This window comes from Desulforamulus reducens MI-1, assembly GCF_000016165.1.
In the GTDB taxonomy this organism is placed as follows: domain Bacteria; phylum Bacillota; class Desulfotomaculia; order Desulfotomaculales; family Desulfotomaculaceae; genus Desulfotomaculum; species Desulfotomaculum reducens.
Window position 1 is genome coordinate 1,583,752 of sequence record NC_009253.1, and the last position, 16,376, is coordinate 1,600,127.

The window sequence follows — 16,376 nt, forward strand, 5'->3', positions numbered from 1 at the left end:
ATGAAAGTATTGTTTGCAGCCTCGGAAGGGGTTCCCTTTGTTAAAACCGGTGGTTTGGCAGATGTCATAGGTTCATTGCCAAGGCATTTAAAAAGCCAAGGGTTTGACGTAAGGGTTATCCTGCCTAAATACAGTGACATACCGATTTGCTTTAGGGAACAAATGCTAAAGCTAACTGATTTTATGGTTCCACTGGGATGGAGAAACTTGTATTGTGGCATAGAAAAACTTAAATATGATGGAATTATCTTTTACTTTATTGATAATGAATTTTATTTTAAAAGGCAAGGATTATATGGGTTTGAGGACGATGCCGAACGATTTGCCTTCTTTGACCGGGCTATTTTAGAAGTCTTGCCGCGTATTGATTTTCAACCTAATATTATCCACTGTCATGACTGGCACACTGGAATGATCAGTACTTTTCTTAAATCGCATTATAGAAATAACCCCTTTTACCAGGATATACGAACGGTGTTCACCATTCATAATTTGCAATACCAAGGAGTTTTTCCAAGGACTATTTTACAAAATGTACTGGGTTTGGGAAATGAATACTTTGGGCTGGATGGCCTTGAATTTTACGGACAGGTAAGCTTTATGAAAGGGGGGGTGAACTACTCTGACATCCTAACCACTGTGAGTGAAACCTATGCGGAGGAAATTCAATTGCCACAATATGGTGAGCAATTGGACGGACTTTTAAGACATCAAAAAAGGAAACTTCACGGAATATTAAATGGTATTGATATAGATATTTATAACCCAGACACAGATCCCCATATCTGTGTAAATTTTTCCCGGGAAACTGTTGACAAAAAACATATCAATAAAGAAAGCCTTCAAAAAATCCTATGCTTACCAATGAGACCAGATGTTCCTGTTTTTGGTATGGTTTCGAGACTGGTAAGCCAAAAGGGTCTGGAGCTTATTGGCAGTGTATTGGACGATATTCTTGCCCTAGATGTTCAATTGGTGGTTTTGGGATCCGGAGAAAAACATTATGAAGATATGTTTCGGTCCGCGTCTCGTCGGTATCCAGACAAGGTTTCTGTCAACATTATGTTTGGCAATACCTTAGCGCACCGTATCTATGCTGGTTCGGATATTTATCTTATGCCCTCGGCCTTTGAACCCTGTGGATTAAGTCAGATGATTGCCCTGCGGTATGGTTCTATACCGATTGTTAGAGAGACCGGTGGCCTAAGGGATACCATACAACCCTATAATGAATATACTGGAGAGGGAAATGGGTTTAGCTTTACCCATTTTAATGCCCAGGATTTTCTCTATACATTGAAAAGGACTATTAGCTTTTACCGACAAAGAAATATTTGGTCCATAATTGTCAGTAATGCAATGCAATGTGACTTTAGCTGGTATAAATCAGCTCAAAAATATCAAGACTTGTATAAGAAATTATTATTCAACGGAGATAGGTAGATGATGTTTTTTGAATGTTTGGATCTATCATAACTCACATGAAGTTTATTACCGCAACCCTTTCGGGGCTGTGTCATGCGATGAAAGGGTAATATTATCTTTAACAATAGAAATTGAAGAGGAAGCGCATAGCATATTTTTGCGTCTGTGGAAGCATGGACGTGAAGAGGAAAAAATACCAATGCGATTGCGGGAAGGACATGGAAATAAAAAGACTTATCAGGTTGAAATAAATGTTCCCTCTGTACAGGGATTACTATGGTATTATTTTATCATTGGTATAAAAGATAAGACTTATTACTATGGCAATAATTATGATCAACTGGGTGGCATAGGGGAAATCTATGAACACGAACCGCCATCCTACCAGATTACAGTCTATAAGAGGAACCTTGTAACTCCTAACTGGTTTAAGGATGCAGTGATGTACCAAATCTTTGTTGACCGATTTTGCAATGGTTATGAGGCGGGGCAAGTATTAAACCCGAAAGAGCATTGTATAATTTACCCCCATTGGGATGCAACACCTCAGTATGGGAAATGCCCTGAAACCGGAAAAACGGTTTGTTATGATTTTTTTGGTGGAAATCTACTGGGGGTTATAAAAAAACTACCTTACTTAAAAGAGCTGGGTATTCGAGTAATATATTTCAATCCCATCTTTGAGGCAGCCAGCAATCATAAATACGATACCGGAGACTACAAAAAGATTGATCCCATGTTTGGAGACCACGGGGTTTTTCAAGAGTTATGTAAGAAGGCACAGGAGATGGGTATTTCTATTATTCTGGATGGGGTTTTTAGTCATACCGGGAGCAATAGCCGCTACTTTAACAGGGATGGTCAATATCCATCCCTGGGAGCTTATCAATCCAAGGATTCACCCTATTACTCATGGTATAGATTTACACATTTTCCCAATGAATACGACTGCTGGTGGGGGATTGATACACTTCCCAATGTTAATGAACTGGACCCTTCTTATCAAGAGTATATCATTACCGGGGAAGATAGTGTTATTAAGCATTGGATGAGAATGGGGGCAAAGGGTTGGCGCTTGGATGTGGTAGATGAATTACCACCGGAATTTATAAAAAAGATTCGTTCAGTCATGAAACATCTGGACCCTGAATCAATTTTAATTGGTGAAGTGTGGGAAGATGCCACCAACAAGGTCAGTTACGGCCAGATGCGAGAATACCTCCTAGGAGAAGAATTGGATTCCGTGATGAACTATCCCTTCCGGAATATATGGCTAGAATATTTATTGGGGAAAAGAGATGCCCGTAGCACTCACCTACGGCTAATGAACTTATTCGAAAATTACCCATTACACCATTTCTATTCCACCATGAATTTAATTAGCAGCCATGATGTATCAAGGGCCTTAACCGTTCTCAGTGATGCACCGCCTGAAGATATGCTGTCTAGGGAAGAGCAGGCCAAGGTTCAATTAAGTGAAATCCAACTAGAACGGGGCCTTGCCCGCTTAAAGCTGCTTTCCTTGCTGCAAATGACCTTTCCCGGTGTTCCTTGTATCTACTATGGGGACGAAGTTGGGATGCATGGTTATAGAGATCCATTGAACAGAGGAACCTACCCCTGGGGCAAAGAAAACAGTGATTTATTGGCCTGGTACAAAAAGCTTATCGCATTAAGAAATGAATATGAGGTCCTGCGAACCGGGCTGTGGCGGCCGATTTACATGCAAGGTCAAATTTATGGTTATTTAAGGGTTATTAAACAGGGGAAGGATGTCTTTAACCGGCCAGCCAAAAATCATGTTGCTCTTGTTTTAGTGAACCCCGGCAGAGAAAGTGCAGTAGAGGTATCCATTCCTTTAAAAAACTGGTGCAATGGTACCATGATGGACCTATTGCAGGTTGATAAGACCTATAAAATTGAGAATGGTTTATTACATGTGAAACTGGAACCACTTCAGGGAACTTTATTAATAGACAGGTGATGCATGTGACAGCAAAAAGGGCCAGTGGAATACTCCTACACCCAACGTCTCTGCCGTCCAGGTATGGAATCGGTGATTTGGGAAAAGAGGCCTATAAATTTGTGGATTTTCTAGCCAGAAGCCAGCAGAAGCTCTGGCAGGTACTTCCCCTGAATCCGGTGGGTTACGGAGAGTCCCCCTTTCAGAGTTATTCTGCCTTTGCCGGCAATCCGCTGTTAATCAGCATAGACCTACTAATGGAAAATGGGTTATTAACCTCCCAGGATGTTACTGAAGTACCAGTTTTTAATCAGGATCAAGTGGAGTTTCAACGGGTGAGGGACTACAAGGGTTCTCTGCTCAGAAAGGCCTTTGGTAATTTTAAGAAAAGGAATCAGCCTAATGGTTACTGTAAATTTCTAGCTGAAAAAGATTGGCTGGCAGATTACGCTTTATTCATGGCCCTAAAGGAGTATTTTAGTCATCAGCCCTGGAATCAATGGGAAAAATCCATTGCCCTAAGGGAAGTCAAGTCCATGGAGTTTTTTAGGATACTATTGAAGGAAGAAATAGAATACCATTACTTCCTTCAATATACCTTTTACAGTCAGTGGCTAAGCCTAAAGCAATATGCCAATAGCCATGGTATAGGGGTCATTGGAGATTTACCCATCTTTGTTTCCTATGACAGCAGTGATGCTTGGGCCAATCCCCATTTATTTGAACTGGATAGCTTGGGCAAACCGGCTAAGGTGTCAGGCGTACCACCGGATTATTTTAGTGCCACAGGACAACTTTGGGGAAATCCCCATTACCGTTGGTCCGAAATGGAAAAGGATGATTACCAATGGTGGCGGGATAGAATTAAAAACTTGTTGCAAATAGTTGATGTGATTCGGATTGACCATTTTAGGGGATTTGAGTCCTATTGGGAAATCCCCGCAGGTGAAAAAACAGCCATTAATGGCAGATGGGTAAAGGGACCTGGCGAAAAATTTTTTGCTGCCATCATTAAACATCTGGGAAAAATCCCAGTTATCGCCGAGGATTTAGGGATTATCACACCCGAGGTGGTAGAACTTAAGGAGAGATTTAACTTTCCGGGTATGAAGATACTTCATTTTAATTTGCATTGCAACGAGAAGGAAGATTTTTTACCCCACCACTACGAGAAGAATTCGGTGGTGTACACAGGCACCCATGATAACGATACAACTCTGGGCTGGTACAAAAAGTTACTGCCGGGGGATGCTGAATTTATAAAGGAGTATTTAAAACTAGAGACTCCCGAAGAGGAAGATATTTGCTGGAGACTTATTGAGGTGGCCTTTAAGAGTAAATCCAATACAGCCATTATACCTCTGCAGGATATTCTGTGCCTGGACAGCGGTGCCAGAATGAACTATCCAGGCACCGTTGGTGGAGATAACTGGGCCTGGCGGTTCCGGTCCCATCTATTAACTTCGGAGATTGAGACAAGGCTTAGGGAGCTTACGGCAGCCAGTGGGAGAGGAGCCTTTGCTTGACGGGCGTAGCTTTTAGTAGATTTTAGAGGCTATCAGCTGTGTGCTATGGGCCATGAGTCATGAACTTTTTACATGCTATGTAATTTGGCTAACAGCTATTGGTCATTAGCTGTTAGCCATTAGTTTTTCTTAATATACAGCCGCCCCCCTTAAACTGTGGCGAATGGTTAAGTGAACAATAACCTATTACGTACTAGCTTAACAGCTGTTCCTTTAGCTGTTTGTATTTTCTGGTAAAATAAACACCGTTCTGGGCTTCGCGATGGTCAAAACCAAAGGCCCTGCGGCTTACTGCCAGGATGGGAGGAGCCTGGATGCGTTTGGCAACACCGATCCCGGTAAACTGTTTCCACCAGCGTTCCAGGTCAGAAATAAATTCCTTGGCTGAGGGAAATATTTTTTTGACCAATCCGGGGGCACAGCCCAGCTTTTCTTCTAAGTTTCCATCACCATACCAGGTAAGAATATCTTCGGGAGTGGCTTTGTCCCACCATTGGACAAAGGCCCGGAACAAGTAATCATGATAGGGATAGACAAGGGGATCACCCTTACCATCATCTACAGCCTGGTCAAAGCTTAGTTCAGCACTGGGAACAATGTCAATGATGCCCTGAGGAATAACCTCCCGATGGTATACTTGTTGGTTAAGGTAACGGGCAAGATCATACACCTGATATTTCCACAGGTCAGCTATGGCAGCCAAAAAACCTGCTTGGTCTCCATAAAGGGTGGAATACCCCACAGTGGTTTCAGCTTTGTTGGCATTGCAGGTAAAGCCTCCACCAAAGGCAGCGGCCACAGCTGCTAAGATGCGGGATGAGCGGTCTCGGGCCTGGATATTTTCTGCCATAAAGGAGCTGATTTTTAGCTGAATCCGATCCCCCGAGGCTGCGTTTATGATCGGAGTGCTTTCAATCTGCTTAAGGGTATAGTCTACGGATTTCTGGATAGGAAGTACCGTATAGAAGCAACGCAAGTTCTCAGCCAGTTCCCGGGCCAGGTTCTTAGTGGTCTGGGAGTTAAATTTACTGGGCATATTTACCAATAGCAGGTTTTCTGGTCCGATGGCATCGGCATAGAGTGCTGCGGATACAGCCGAATCAATGCCGCCGGAGATACCGATAACCACCTTTTTCATACCGATGGAAGAAAGAAATTGGCGAACGCCGTAGTTCAATGCTTGATAGACAGAAATAGTCTCCTGATTATCTATCAACTTTCCGGCAGTAGAAGGGCTACCATCGGAGTTTAGATGCAACTCGAAAATTTCTGCACTTTGGCTAAAGGGTTCGCTGCAGTAGTTAATCACTTCACCGTTTTTAGCATAAACCGTACTGGAACCGTCAAAGGCATAGATGGTTTTACCATTGTTCTGAATACCGACGTTATTCACATAAATTAAAGGAACGGCTGCTTCCTGGGCTTGGCGGGAAAAAATCCTGTTTCTCTTCTGATTTTTACCCACAGTAAAGGGAGAACTGGAGATATTTATAAACAGGTCGATGGGACCCTTTTCCTTAAGGGCAGTAACTGGTTTTGTCACGTAGAAATCTTCGCTCCAACCATCTTCGCAAAGGAGACAACCCAGTGCTAGTTTTTGTCCGCCAATGTTAACGTAAACTGGGCTTAACAATTCTTCGGGGGATTTGCCGTACTCCTGGGCTAACTTACGCAGACTATAGAAATGACGTTCATCGTCAAATTCTCTGTAATTGGGCTGGAGGGTTTTAATTCGAAAGGAGTAGGGGAAGTTTTCTCTGCCCAGCAGTTTGCCATTCTGGGCCACAAAGAAAGCATTATATTTACGGACCCTGCCATCGTCACCCTTTTTATCCCAGTCAATACCCACATTACCAAAGAGTACTGTTAATCCCTGAGAAGCAGCTACGATCTCTCGACCGTACTCCTCGCAATCACGTAGAAAGGACTGTTGTTCCCAGGTATCCCCCAACAAATAACCGGGAATGCACATCTCAGGAAAAACCACCATATCGGCCCTTGCTTCCCGGGCTTGTCCAATCATTTCTAGCATGGTATTTGTATTCTGGTCCGGGTGGCCTGGGATAACCTCCATTTGTCCAATCATTATTTTTAATTTCATGCTATCGCCTCTTTTGGATGTTCTATATATAAATTTCCCAAGGAAAACTTGGCTTATGTCATACCCTGGGTGCGGGAGTAAAAAAGAATAAAGATACCCGGTACATGTTGGTACGGGCATCTTTATTTTACTACCTTACACTTAGGCAGCATCAATTCCGATGAGATAAATGGGAATTTGTATGGCTGTTTTAAAATTTCTTAGATACCGGTCTGTTTTTTCAAAACTCATGGCTCCGGTCCAGTTATGACAAAAGGTTTTTCTGATTTGTTTTTGGAAATTGTTAGTGGATACAATAAATATGCCCACATCAATTTTATCGGAATTATGCAGGGGGGACAACTGAAATTTTAACAGGTTGTGTCCGGTTAGTGAAACATGACGAAAACCAATTTCAAGGCCAATATTATTTTTTAGGAGCTCAATTTTGGCTAAGGGATTCACAGGGTCATGAAAAAGAGAGGGACTGTTTTGCCAACCATTACGTTTAAACATTTCCCGTAGCAACTGGTTATAGTGAGAACGAGATAAAGAGGACAAATCTATGGTTGGTTCCAACAAGAGTTGATTAATCTCTGCCTCCACATCAGGGGTAATAAAATCATGGGCCGACCGGTAATAATTCTTTTGTAATATTATTCTCATGTTCTCACCGACCTTTGTTAAAATATTTTAAAATATGGGATAAGTTCTACACGAATTTTTATTCTCCTGCTAAAATAGCGTAAAAAGAATATAGTTTAATAATAAAAAGAAAGGCATGAGCCTTTCTTTAACCCTTCATATCTTTGTTAATCTTTTCAACCTTTTTCTGCAAATCGGTGGTGGTATGAATGTTTTCTTTCGTAATTGTTTTTTCAACATCTTGTAACTCTTTAAACAACTTTTTGTCTGAAGTTACGTGAACCTCGTATCCGCCATTTAATTTAGTTACCTTATTGTGAACTTCTTTCTTAATAGACTCCATCCTTAACCGATCAAAACCACTGACCTTGATACCGATGGAGATATTTTTATCAATGACCACCGCCGTAGAAGACTCTACACCATTTACCGTTAAGGCAGCTCTCTTCAGCCTTTGGGCAAAATCACGGTCTATCTGTACAGGTTTCTCTTGCTTGGATTGCTGTTGTTCAGGCTTTTTACTTGCCTGCGTCTGGCAACCCAGGGACAAAATTAGCAGTGCGGTCAGTAGAAAAGCAAAAATCCTTCTCATAAGATCACCTTTTCTATCCTTTTGGCTTTACCAACAGTGCAGCAATAAAGCCAAAGATAATAGCAGCAGAAATACCTGCACTGGTTACTTCAAATATGCCGGTAATGATCCCAACCAGGCCTGTGGATTCAGCCTCCGCCATGGCACCGTGTACAAGGGAATTCCCAAAACTGGTAATGGGAACTGTAGCACCGGCACCAGCAAAGTCAATTAATGGTTCATAGAGGCCCAGGCCGCCAAGCACTGCACCTGTGACCACCAGAAGACTCATGGTATGGGCAGGGGTTAATTTACCGACATCCATTAATAACTGTCCTATAACACAAACCAGTCCCCCCACAATAAAAGCCCAAATGTATCCTTCCATTTGTAATCCCCCTTAAACATTCATCTCCAGGGAAACGGCATGAGCTATACAGGGAATGCTTTCATTTTGCTGGTACGATAACGGCGAAAGCAGGGCTCCGGTGGCAATGATTAATACCTTTTTCAGCTCACCCTTTTTCATACGATTTAGAATGTGGCCATAGGTAACCACAGCAGCACATCCACAGCCGCTGCCACCGGCTTGTACCGGTTGATCTTGGTTGTAAATGAGTAAGCCACAGTCTGTAAAGATTTCTTCTGGTATTTCCATACCGTGCTGAACCAAAAGATCCCGGGCTATGGTATGTCCTACCCGGCCCAGGTCTCCGGTGGCAATTAAATCATATTCCCGAGGGGATAGATCGAGATCCCTGAAATGTGCTGTTATGGTGTCAACCGCTGCCGGAGCCATGGCCCCACCCATATTAAAGGGATCGCTCAGACCCATATCTACCACCTTGCCAATGGTGGCGGAAGTCACTCTGGGTCCATCTCCTTCGGGGCCAAGTAGAGCCACACCAGCACCGGTAACTGTCCACTGGGCCGTTGGTGGTTTTTGCCCCCCGTATTCCGTGGGATAGCGGAATTGCTTCTCTACCGCAGTGTTATGGCTGCCGGTGCCGCATATCAGGTATTTAGCAGATTTGCTATCAATTAATAGAGAACCAAGGGCCAGACCCTCCATGGAGGTTGAACAAGCTCCGAATAAACCCAAATAAGGAACTGCCATTGTCCGAGCTGCAAAACTGCTGGAAATAATCTGATTTAACAAATCACCGCCTAGAAAGAACTGAATATCTTGCTTTTGTAGTCCGGATTTATTTACTGCAACTTCGCAGGCTTCTTCCAGCATCTTTTTTTCTGCCTTTTCATAGCTGTCCTGTCCCAACCACAGATCTCCGTGAATAAGATCAAAATCGTTAGCCAGGGGACCTTTTCCTTCAAAGGGACCAACCACAGTGCCTGTTGCCAATATGGTAGGTTTACTGGGGAATACCCAGGTTTGATGACCTTTAAGCATTAACCCACCCCCAAGGCTGCCAGAGCGGTTTTTATCAGCGCTACCACAAAGGCCGCAAAGACGCCAAAGACAACCACAGATCCAGCTAATTTAAACATATTTCCTCCCACACCCAGCACGTACCCTTCGGTGCGATGTTCAATGGCGGCGGAGGCAATGGAATTGGCAAAGCCCGTTACCGGTACGGCAGTGCCAGCTCCTGCCCATTGGGCAATATGGTCATAGACTCCTAGGGAGGTCAAAATGACAGATACCAATATTAAGATAGCAACTGTAGGGCTACCTGCAGTTTTTTCCGTAAAATCAAAATGCCAGATGAAAAAATCTTGAATTCCTTGACCAATGACACATATGATCCCCCCTGCCAAAAAGGCCCGGCATACATTGGTTACCACAGGACGTTTGGGTTCCCTTGCCTTGGCAAAGGCATAATACTCCTGTTGGGTGGGGGTTAGTTTTTTCTTCTTTTTGTTAGACATATTTCTTCACCCCTTACCTTTTAAGCAAAGGTTTCAGATCTGTAACTATTTGCTCCAACTCCTCGGCACATTGACCATACATTTTTTTTACGCTGTTTTTTTTAGTGGCTAGCGCATACATTTCACAATCAGCCTGGCATTTCTTTAAGGTAGCATAGACAAGGTCTTTGGTTTTTGGTTGTGGTACTTGAACGGCATCATCAAATAGATCAAGATAAAGCTGTCCAAGGGAATCTACTTGGGCAATGAACACATTTTCCGGTGCCACCCCCGACTTCTCAAGTTCCGTATGCAGCCAGTTCCTATTAAGACCCATTGATGTGAGGGGTTCGTCCATGATAACACCGTCCAGCATAACGGTCTGGGGTACGCTTTCGTGGTTTACTTGCAGATCTATGGTGGAGGCAGATAGAGGTTGGTTGCCCTTTTTAAGGAATACACTGACATCTCCATTTGGCTCTAACATGGCAAATTCTACATCAGCTACTCGAAAAGCATTATTTCTACGCAGATGACTTAGCAAATCTTCAGGGGTAAGACGGGCATCTTTCAGCTTATCCTCTAATACCTTACCATGGTTAATCAGCATGGTTTCTTTTCCTTGCAGAATATCTCGCAGGGTTTTGTATTTCAGGGACAGCCAATAAAGTAAAATTGGTAGCAATGTCCATACAGCCAGGGCACTTAAACCATTTTTCAAGCCCCCGGTAAGATTAAGGGAGATGATAGCTGCGAGAACACCAATCACGATGGCGGTTATGAGATCAAAGAAGGTAAGATGCGACGTTTGTTTTTTTCCTATTATTCGTACGGCTAGTAATGTTAAGGCAAAGACCCCCAGGGAGCGAAGTCCTACTGTAATCCAATCCGGCATGATTCAGTTCCCCTTACAGAAATTTATAAGCCTTTGTACTGTGGTTCCTCAAATTCCAGGGTTTTAACCCGGTTTTCCAGGCGATCAATAATCTCACTAACCCGGCAAGCATTAATATCTAATAATTTTTTGTTATCTTCATTACTTTCAATACTTTGGAAAGTGTCCAGCGTTGCTTTAGTTCCCTTTAAACTGGCAATGGTTTGTTTAACTTGGGCTGCTACGGTAATTTTTATCACCTACCTTATTATTTTTCTTAAAAAAGGTAGTTTATATACAAAAACCGGATCAAAGACCCGGTTTTTGTATATTAAAAGCCCTTGTATTGAGGTTCTTCTTGCTCCATTTGTTGAATTCTAGGTTCCAGACTATCGATGATCGATTGGGTCTGCTGAGCTGCTTGGGTATACATATCTTTTGCTTGTTGATTTTGGGTATTCAGGGCAAAGGTCTCAAAATTAGCTTGGGTGCTTTTTAAGCTGGCCAAAGATTGTTTAACTTGGGATGACACTGTCATCTGCTTAACCTCCTTTCATTTTTTCTGTTGATAACATAACCAAAGAAAGGAAATTGTATTCTTGATTTAAACAAAGTTTATATGTATGTGGATTATATTATAAGGACAGGTGAAATTTGTATAAAGACAACTCTTTCTAGGAATAATTGGGTGGAGAGATTTTTCAATGGGGTGTTTTTTATGATTCTTGTTATGATACGAACTTTAATTTTATTTACTCTGGTGGTTCTAGCCCTGCGAATTATGGGCAAGCGACAGATTGGTAAACTTCAACCCTATGAACTGGTTATTATCATTATGCTGGCCGAATTGGCTTCCATTCCAATGGCTGATAACAGGTTTCCGCTGGTAAGCGGGGTTGTTGCTATCATAACGCTGCTATTTGTGGAAATTTTAATCTCTTATACCTCTTTAAAAAGTGAACGTTTACGGGAATTTGTTTGCGGTACACCAAGTATTTTAATTGAAAATGGTAAAATCGTTGAGCAAGAACTAAAAAGATTGCGATATAACATTAATGATTTACTGGAGCAACTAAGATCTAAAAATTTTCCCGACATTACGGATGTAGAATTTGCTGTTTTAGAAACCAGTGGAGAGATTAGTGTGATACCCAAATCACAGAAAAGGGCTGTCAGTCCAGAAGATCTAAATATTCCTACGGAATACGAAGGGCTTCCCATAACATTAATTATAGATGGGTTTGTTTTTGAAAAAAATTTATCCAAGTTTAATCTTTCTAAAGAGTGGCTAAAAGACGAGTTTAGTAAATTTGGTATTTATGATTCTAAGCAGGTATTGTTTGCCAGCCTGGACACAAAAGGAAATTTATTTTATCAACTTAAAAATAAAATGGCATAATCATTTTGGAATGAGAGGTATCAATAATGAGGCTTTTACTATCATTAACCCTGGTGATAGCTTTAATCATTGGCCTGGGGGTGTGGGTTAATTATTCTTTGGCTGTTGCAGCAGAGGATTTAACAGAGCTTATTCACCAGGTTACACGGGAAGTTGAACGAGAGAATTGGCAGGCGGCCAATGGGAAAATGAAAAGTTTAGAGAAGCAATGGGATGAAACTGGAGTTTGGTGGCCGGTGGTAATGGACCATCAGGAGATTGATAACATTGATTTTTCCTTGGCTAAATTAAAAGAATACATTGCCACCAATGATCGGTCGTTATCCATGGGGTATCTCTCAGAGTTAAAGTTAATGATTTTACATCTTCCTGAGAATGAAGCGGTTAATCTAAAGAATATACTCTAACAGAGAATAACCGGGCCAAACCCGGTTATTCTCTGTATAGTTATCCGTTTATCTGAGGAAGAACAGTACAAGGTAAATGGTGCTAATCGCGATGGACAGAATCATTAAGGGGAAAGCAATTTTCATAAATCCAAGGAAACTAAGGGGAGTTCCTCTTTTTTCAGCCATACCGGCAACAATTACGTTCGCCGCGGCACCCACCAGTGTACCGTTACCACCCAGGCAAGCACCCAGGGCCAGGGACCACCACAGGGGATCAAGGTTTGTAATGCCACCCATTTGACCCATTTGTTGTAACAAAGGAATCATGGTTGCTACGAATGGTATGTTGTCTACAAAGGCTGATGCAATGGCAGAAAGCCAGAGTATCAACAGACCGGTTGAAAATACTTCCCCACCGGTAAAGTGCAGAGCAGATTCAGCAATCCAGTGAATAACTCCAGACTCTTCCAAACCACCAACTACGATGAACAAACCAATGAAGAAGAAAATGGTGGGCCATTCAACTGTTTCTAAAACATGTTCGGGTTCTTCGCGGGTCATTAATAGTAATAACACTGCGCCGGCAATGGCAATGGTAGCAGTGGGCATATGAATAACACTATGCAGGGCAAAGCCAGCAATGGTTAAGGATAAAGCAATGAGGGATTTCTTTAACAGGGGTGCATCTTTAATTTGGTCATTGGGATTGAGCTTTGTAATTTCTTCCATTAAAGCAGGATCTGCCTTTAGTTCTTTACGATAAATAAACCGTAGAATCGTAATGGTTACAATGAAAATAACAATTGCTATGGGAGCCAAATTATAAACAAAATCCATAAAGGACAACCCAGCAGGACCACTGATCATAATGTTTGGTGGGTCACCAATTAAGGTTGAGGTACCACCGATGTTACTGGCCATAATTTCAGTAATCAAAAAGGGAACAACATTTACCTGCAACTGACGGCAAATGGAGAAGGTTACCGGAACGATTAGCAATACAGTGGTAACATTATCCAGCAGAGCAGAGGCAGCAGCCGTAATGACTGCCAGTAGAACCAACAATTTCAGCGGGTCACCCTTTGCCGCTACAGCGGATTTAACTGCTAAATATTCAAAAACACCGGTTCTTCTGGTAATAGAAACAATAATCATCATTCCTACTAAAAGACCAATGGTGTTCCAATCAATGTAATGAATGGCCTTTTCCTGGGTAACGATGCCACTAAAGAGTACAACCACTGCCCCCGCCAGAGCGACCACGGTACGAGGGAGCTTTTCTGAAACGATGAATGCATAGGTGATTAGAAAAATAACTAAAGCTAAAGTAAATTGACTCATTAAATTGATTCCTCCTTATAGATATTCTTTGTTAATCCCAATAAAAATAAAACCTTTGGACTCGGACTACCCCCTTGCAAATTTAGGAAAAACAAAAAGAGGGTAGCCCTAAATAGAGCTACCCCCCCCGTTAGCACAAAATCCTTGTACGAAATAAACCGCACAACACGTTAGAACCCGATGTAATTAATTAAATTATAACAAAAGAAAAAATAGTTGTCTATAAAAATAGGCTGAATTTCGATTATAAGCATTATTTATATCTTTTAGTTATAAATGTCAATAAAAGTTTGTCACCAGAGTAAGAATAAAAGGATTGATTAGACTATTTAAGCAGAGGTGATTTTATTGACAAAGCATTTGAGCCAAACTATATTATTAATTGGAAATATTTCGCTATAATCAGTAAAGGAGGTTGCAACATGATGCAACAAACAAACCATGAAGTTCATGAGTTTCAGGCAGAGGTAAAACAGCTTCTTAACATTGTCATCCATTCCCTTTATACTGATAGGGAAATTTTTCTTCGGGAATTAATTTCAAACGCTGCAGATGCGTTGGAAAAACTTCGCTACCGGAAAATAACAGACAAGGAACTACGTGGCGGAGATCTCCCACTAGAAATATCCATTGAGTTGGATGATAAAAAACATACATTGTCCATTGCTGATACTGGAATTGGTATGACCCGGCAAGAATTAATTGAGAATCTAGGGACCATAGCCCATTCTGGGTCAAAGGCTTTTATTCAATACCTATCTGAAGGAGATCAGAGGGACGTTAACCTGATTGGTCAGTTTGGTGTAGGGTTTTATGCAGCCTTTATGGTGGCTGACCGAGTTACTGTGGAAACCCTTTCCTGGCAACCAGATGCAGTGGGGTGCATCTGGCAATCAGAGGGAATTGGTAATTATACCATTGACACAACCGAAGGATTACAGAGAGGAACCAGAATTACATTACATTTGAAAGAGGATGCCCAGGAATTTGCTGTGGAAGCCACAATAAAAAGAATTATAAAACAATATTCCGGGTTTGTTCCCTTTTCCATTTCAGTAAACGGTGAGAAGGTTAACACTGTTCAGGCCATCTGGACCAAGAATAAAAACGAAGTCACCGAGGAAGAGTATACCGAGTTTTACAAATATATAGCCAATGCCTACGATGAACCTCTCATGAGGCTGCACTTTTCAGTGGATGCTCCACTGACAATCAATTCGCTTTTGTTTGTTCCTAAGGACAATTTCGAGCGATTTGGTTTTGGTCGTATGGAACCCGGCGTTAACCTATATTGTAGAAAGGTTCTCATTCAGCCACAGGCTAAGGACATCTTACCCGAGTGGTTACGCTTTATAAAAGGTGTTGTGGATAGTGAGGAATTGCCCTTAAACATTTCAAGGGAGACCATGCAGGATAGTGCTTTAATGGCTAAATTACGCAAAGTAATTACTGGACGGTTTATTAAATATTTAAATGACCAGGCTAAAAAAGAACCGGAAAAATATAAGGAGTTTTGGCAAAACTTTGGTATGTTTATCCGGGAAGGTGCAGCCACAGATTATATCAATCGTAAGGAATTGGTGAACCTCTTACGATTTAGTTCTTCCAAAGCTGAAGAAGGACAATTAGTTTCTCTGAAGGATTATCTGCAGCGTATGAAGGAGAATCAAAAGGATATCTACTTCATTAACGGGCCCACCAAAGAAGTGATAGAAACAAGCCCATATCTGGAGGTTTTCCGCCATCAAGATATCGAAGTATTGTATACCCATGAACCTGTGGAGGATTATATTCTAAGTCAGTTGGGTGAATACGAAGGCAAGAAACTTTCTTCCATCGATTCGGCTGACCTAGAACTACCAGAGTCAGAGCAACAGCAGGGGGAAGCACTGTCCAAAGAGCAGCTAGATGCTTTAGCTGGTTGGCTGAAGGAAGTATTAGGGGATAAGGTAACAGAAGTAAAAGAATCAAAACGTCTGTTGGATAGCCCCGCCATTGTCTTAAATTCCGATCAAATGACCAGTAGCATGCATCGCATGATGCAGGTGGTAAACAAAGACATTAATACCGTGGGGCCAAAGGTACTGGAAATTAACCCGTACCATGCCATGATCCAACGATTAAGTACCTTAAAACAGCAAGATGAAAATTTTGCCCGCATGGCCGCTGAACAGATTTTTGATAATGCTTTGATTTCTGCGGGGTTGATTGTTGATCCCAGGGGTATTGTGCAAAGGATGAATATAATACTGGAAAGGGCTTTGCGATAGAAGTAAAAAACCCCTGAATGGTATCTG

At 41.9% G+C, this 16,376-nt stretch carries 16 protein-coding genes; 6 read left to right on the forward strand and 10 right to left on the reverse strand.

Going from position 1 to position 16,376, the window contains the following annotated elements; genetic code table 11:
* The 3 genes from glgA to malQ are packed head-to-tail and all read left to right on the forward strand — an operon-like array spanning nt 1 to nt 4,914.
* Nucleotides 1–1,443 (forward strand): glycogen synthase GlgA, encoded by a 1,443-nt coding sequence (glgA, locus tag DRED_RS07855; protein WP_011877803.1) that lies wholly within the window; start codon nt 1–3, stop codon nt 1,441–1,443.
* Nucleotides 1,444–1,453: 10 nt separating this feature from the next.
* On the forward strand, nt 1,454–3,409 hold the full coding sequence (locus DRED_RS07860) for a glycoside hydrolase family 13 protein (RefSeq protein ID WP_011877804.1): 1,956 nt from the start codon (nt 1,454–1,456) through the stop codon (nt 3,407–3,409).
* Nucleotides 3,409–4,914 carry a 4-alpha-glucanotransferase gene (gene malQ / locus DRED_RS07865; RefSeq protein ID WP_156779734.1) on the forward strand — a complete coding sequence of 502 codons (1,506 nt, stop codon included), beginning with the start codon at nt 3,409–3,411 and terminating at the stop codon, nt 4,912–4,914. The genes DRED_RS07860 and malQ overlap by 1 nt, the downstream gene beginning before the upstream one ends.
* A gap of 193 nt (nt 4,915–5,107) precedes the next feature.
* Here malQ and nadE read toward each other — a convergent pair whose 3' ends face one another.
* From nadE to DRED_RS07910, 9 genes are all read right to left on the reverse strand, one after another.
* A complete protein-coding gene (gene nadE / locus DRED_RS07870) occupies nt 5,108–7,015 on the reverse strand; it encodes an NAD(+) synthase (RefSeq protein WP_011877806.1) in 1,908 nt (635 codons plus the stop codon).
* Between the two features lie 141 nt (nt 7,016–7,156).
* A complete protein-coding gene (locus DRED_RS07875) occupies nt 7,157–7,660 on the reverse strand; it encodes a BglII/BstYI family type II restriction endonuclease (RefSeq protein ID WP_011877807.1) in 504 nt (167 codons plus the stop codon).
* A gap of 127 nt (nt 7,661–7,787) precedes the next feature.
* Nucleotides 7,788–8,231, reverse strand: a complete 444-nt coding sequence (locus DRED_RS07880; RefSeq protein ID WP_011877808.1) for a YhcN/YlaJ family sporulation lipoprotein — start codon at nt 8,229–8,231, stop codon at nt 7,788–7,790.
* A 13-nt stretch (nt 8,232–8,244) separates the two neighbouring features.
* Complete coding sequence (spoVAE, locus tag DRED_RS07885) at nt 8,245–8,598, reverse strand: stage V sporulation protein AE (protein ID WP_011877809.1); 354 nt, start codon at nt 8,596–8,598, stop codon at nt 8,245–8,247.
* 12 nt (nt 8,599–8,610) lie between these two features.
* Nucleotides 8,611–9,618, reverse strand: a complete 1,008-nt coding sequence (spoVAD, locus tag DRED_RS07890; RefSeq protein ID WP_011877810.1) for a stage V sporulation protein AD — start codon at nt 9,616–9,618, stop codon at nt 8,611–8,613.
* The gene (gene spoVAC / locus DRED_RS07895; RefSeq protein WP_011877811.1) at nt 9,618–10,097 is read right to left on the reverse strand and encodes a stage V sporulation protein AC; all 480 of its coding nucleotides are present in this window, start codon (nt 10,095–10,097) and stop codon (nt 9,618–9,620) included. The genes spoVAD and spoVAC overlap by 1 nt, the downstream gene beginning before the upstream one ends.
* A 13-nt stretch (nt 10,098–10,110) precedes the next feature.
* A complete protein-coding gene (locus DRED_RS07900) occupies nt 10,111–10,971 on the reverse strand; it encodes a DUF421 domain-containing protein (RefSeq protein ID WP_011877812.1) in 861 nt (286 codons plus the stop codon).
* A 23-nt stretch (nt 10,972–10,994) separates the two neighbouring features.
* Nucleotides 10,995–11,201 carry a DUF1657 domain-containing protein gene (locus tag DRED_RS07905; RefSeq protein ID WP_041274877.1) on the reverse strand — a complete coding sequence of 69 codons (207 nt, stop codon included), beginning with the start codon at nt 11,199–11,201 and terminating at the stop codon, nt 10,995–10,997.
* 80 nt (nt 11,202–11,281) lie between these two features.
* The gene (locus DRED_RS07910; RefSeq protein WP_011877814.1) at nt 11,282–11,488 is read right to left on the reverse strand and encodes a DUF1657 domain-containing protein; all 207 of its coding nucleotides are present in this window, start codon (nt 11,486–11,488) and stop codon (nt 11,282–11,284) included.
* 180 nt (nt 11,489–11,668) lie between these two features.
* Here DRED_RS07910 and DRED_RS07915 point away from each other — a divergent pair, with 180 nt between their 5' ends.
* Both DRED_RS07915 and DRED_RS07920 read left to right on the forward strand, forming a co-directional pair.
* Nucleotides 11,669–12,349, forward strand: coding sequence for a DUF421 domain-containing protein (locus DRED_RS07915; protein WP_011877815.1), 681 nt, complete (start codon nt 11,669–11,671; stop codon nt 12,347–12,349).
* 26 nt (nt 12,350–12,375) lie between these two features.
* Complete coding sequence (locus DRED_RS07920) at nt 12,376–12,756, forward strand: DUF4363 family protein (protein ID WP_011877816.1); 381 nt, start codon at nt 12,376–12,378, stop codon at nt 12,754–12,756.
* A gap of 48 nt (nt 12,757–12,804) precedes the next feature.
* Here the strand turns inward: DRED_RS07920 and DRED_RS07925 are convergent, their stop codons facing one another.
* Nucleotides 12,805–14,079, reverse strand: a complete 1,275-nt coding sequence (locus DRED_RS07925; RefSeq protein ID WP_011877817.1) for an ArsB/NhaD family transporter — start codon at nt 14,077–14,079, stop codon at nt 12,805–12,807.
* 422 nt (nt 14,080–14,501) lie between these two features.
* Here DRED_RS07925 and htpG point away from each other — a divergent pair, with 422 nt between their 5' ends.
* A complete protein-coding gene (gene htpG / locus DRED_RS07930) occupies nt 14,502–16,349 on the forward strand; it encodes a molecular chaperone HtpG (RefSeq protein ID WP_011877818.1) in 1,848 nt (615 codons plus the stop codon).
* The last annotated feature ends 27 nt before the right edge of the window (nt 16,350–16,376 follow it).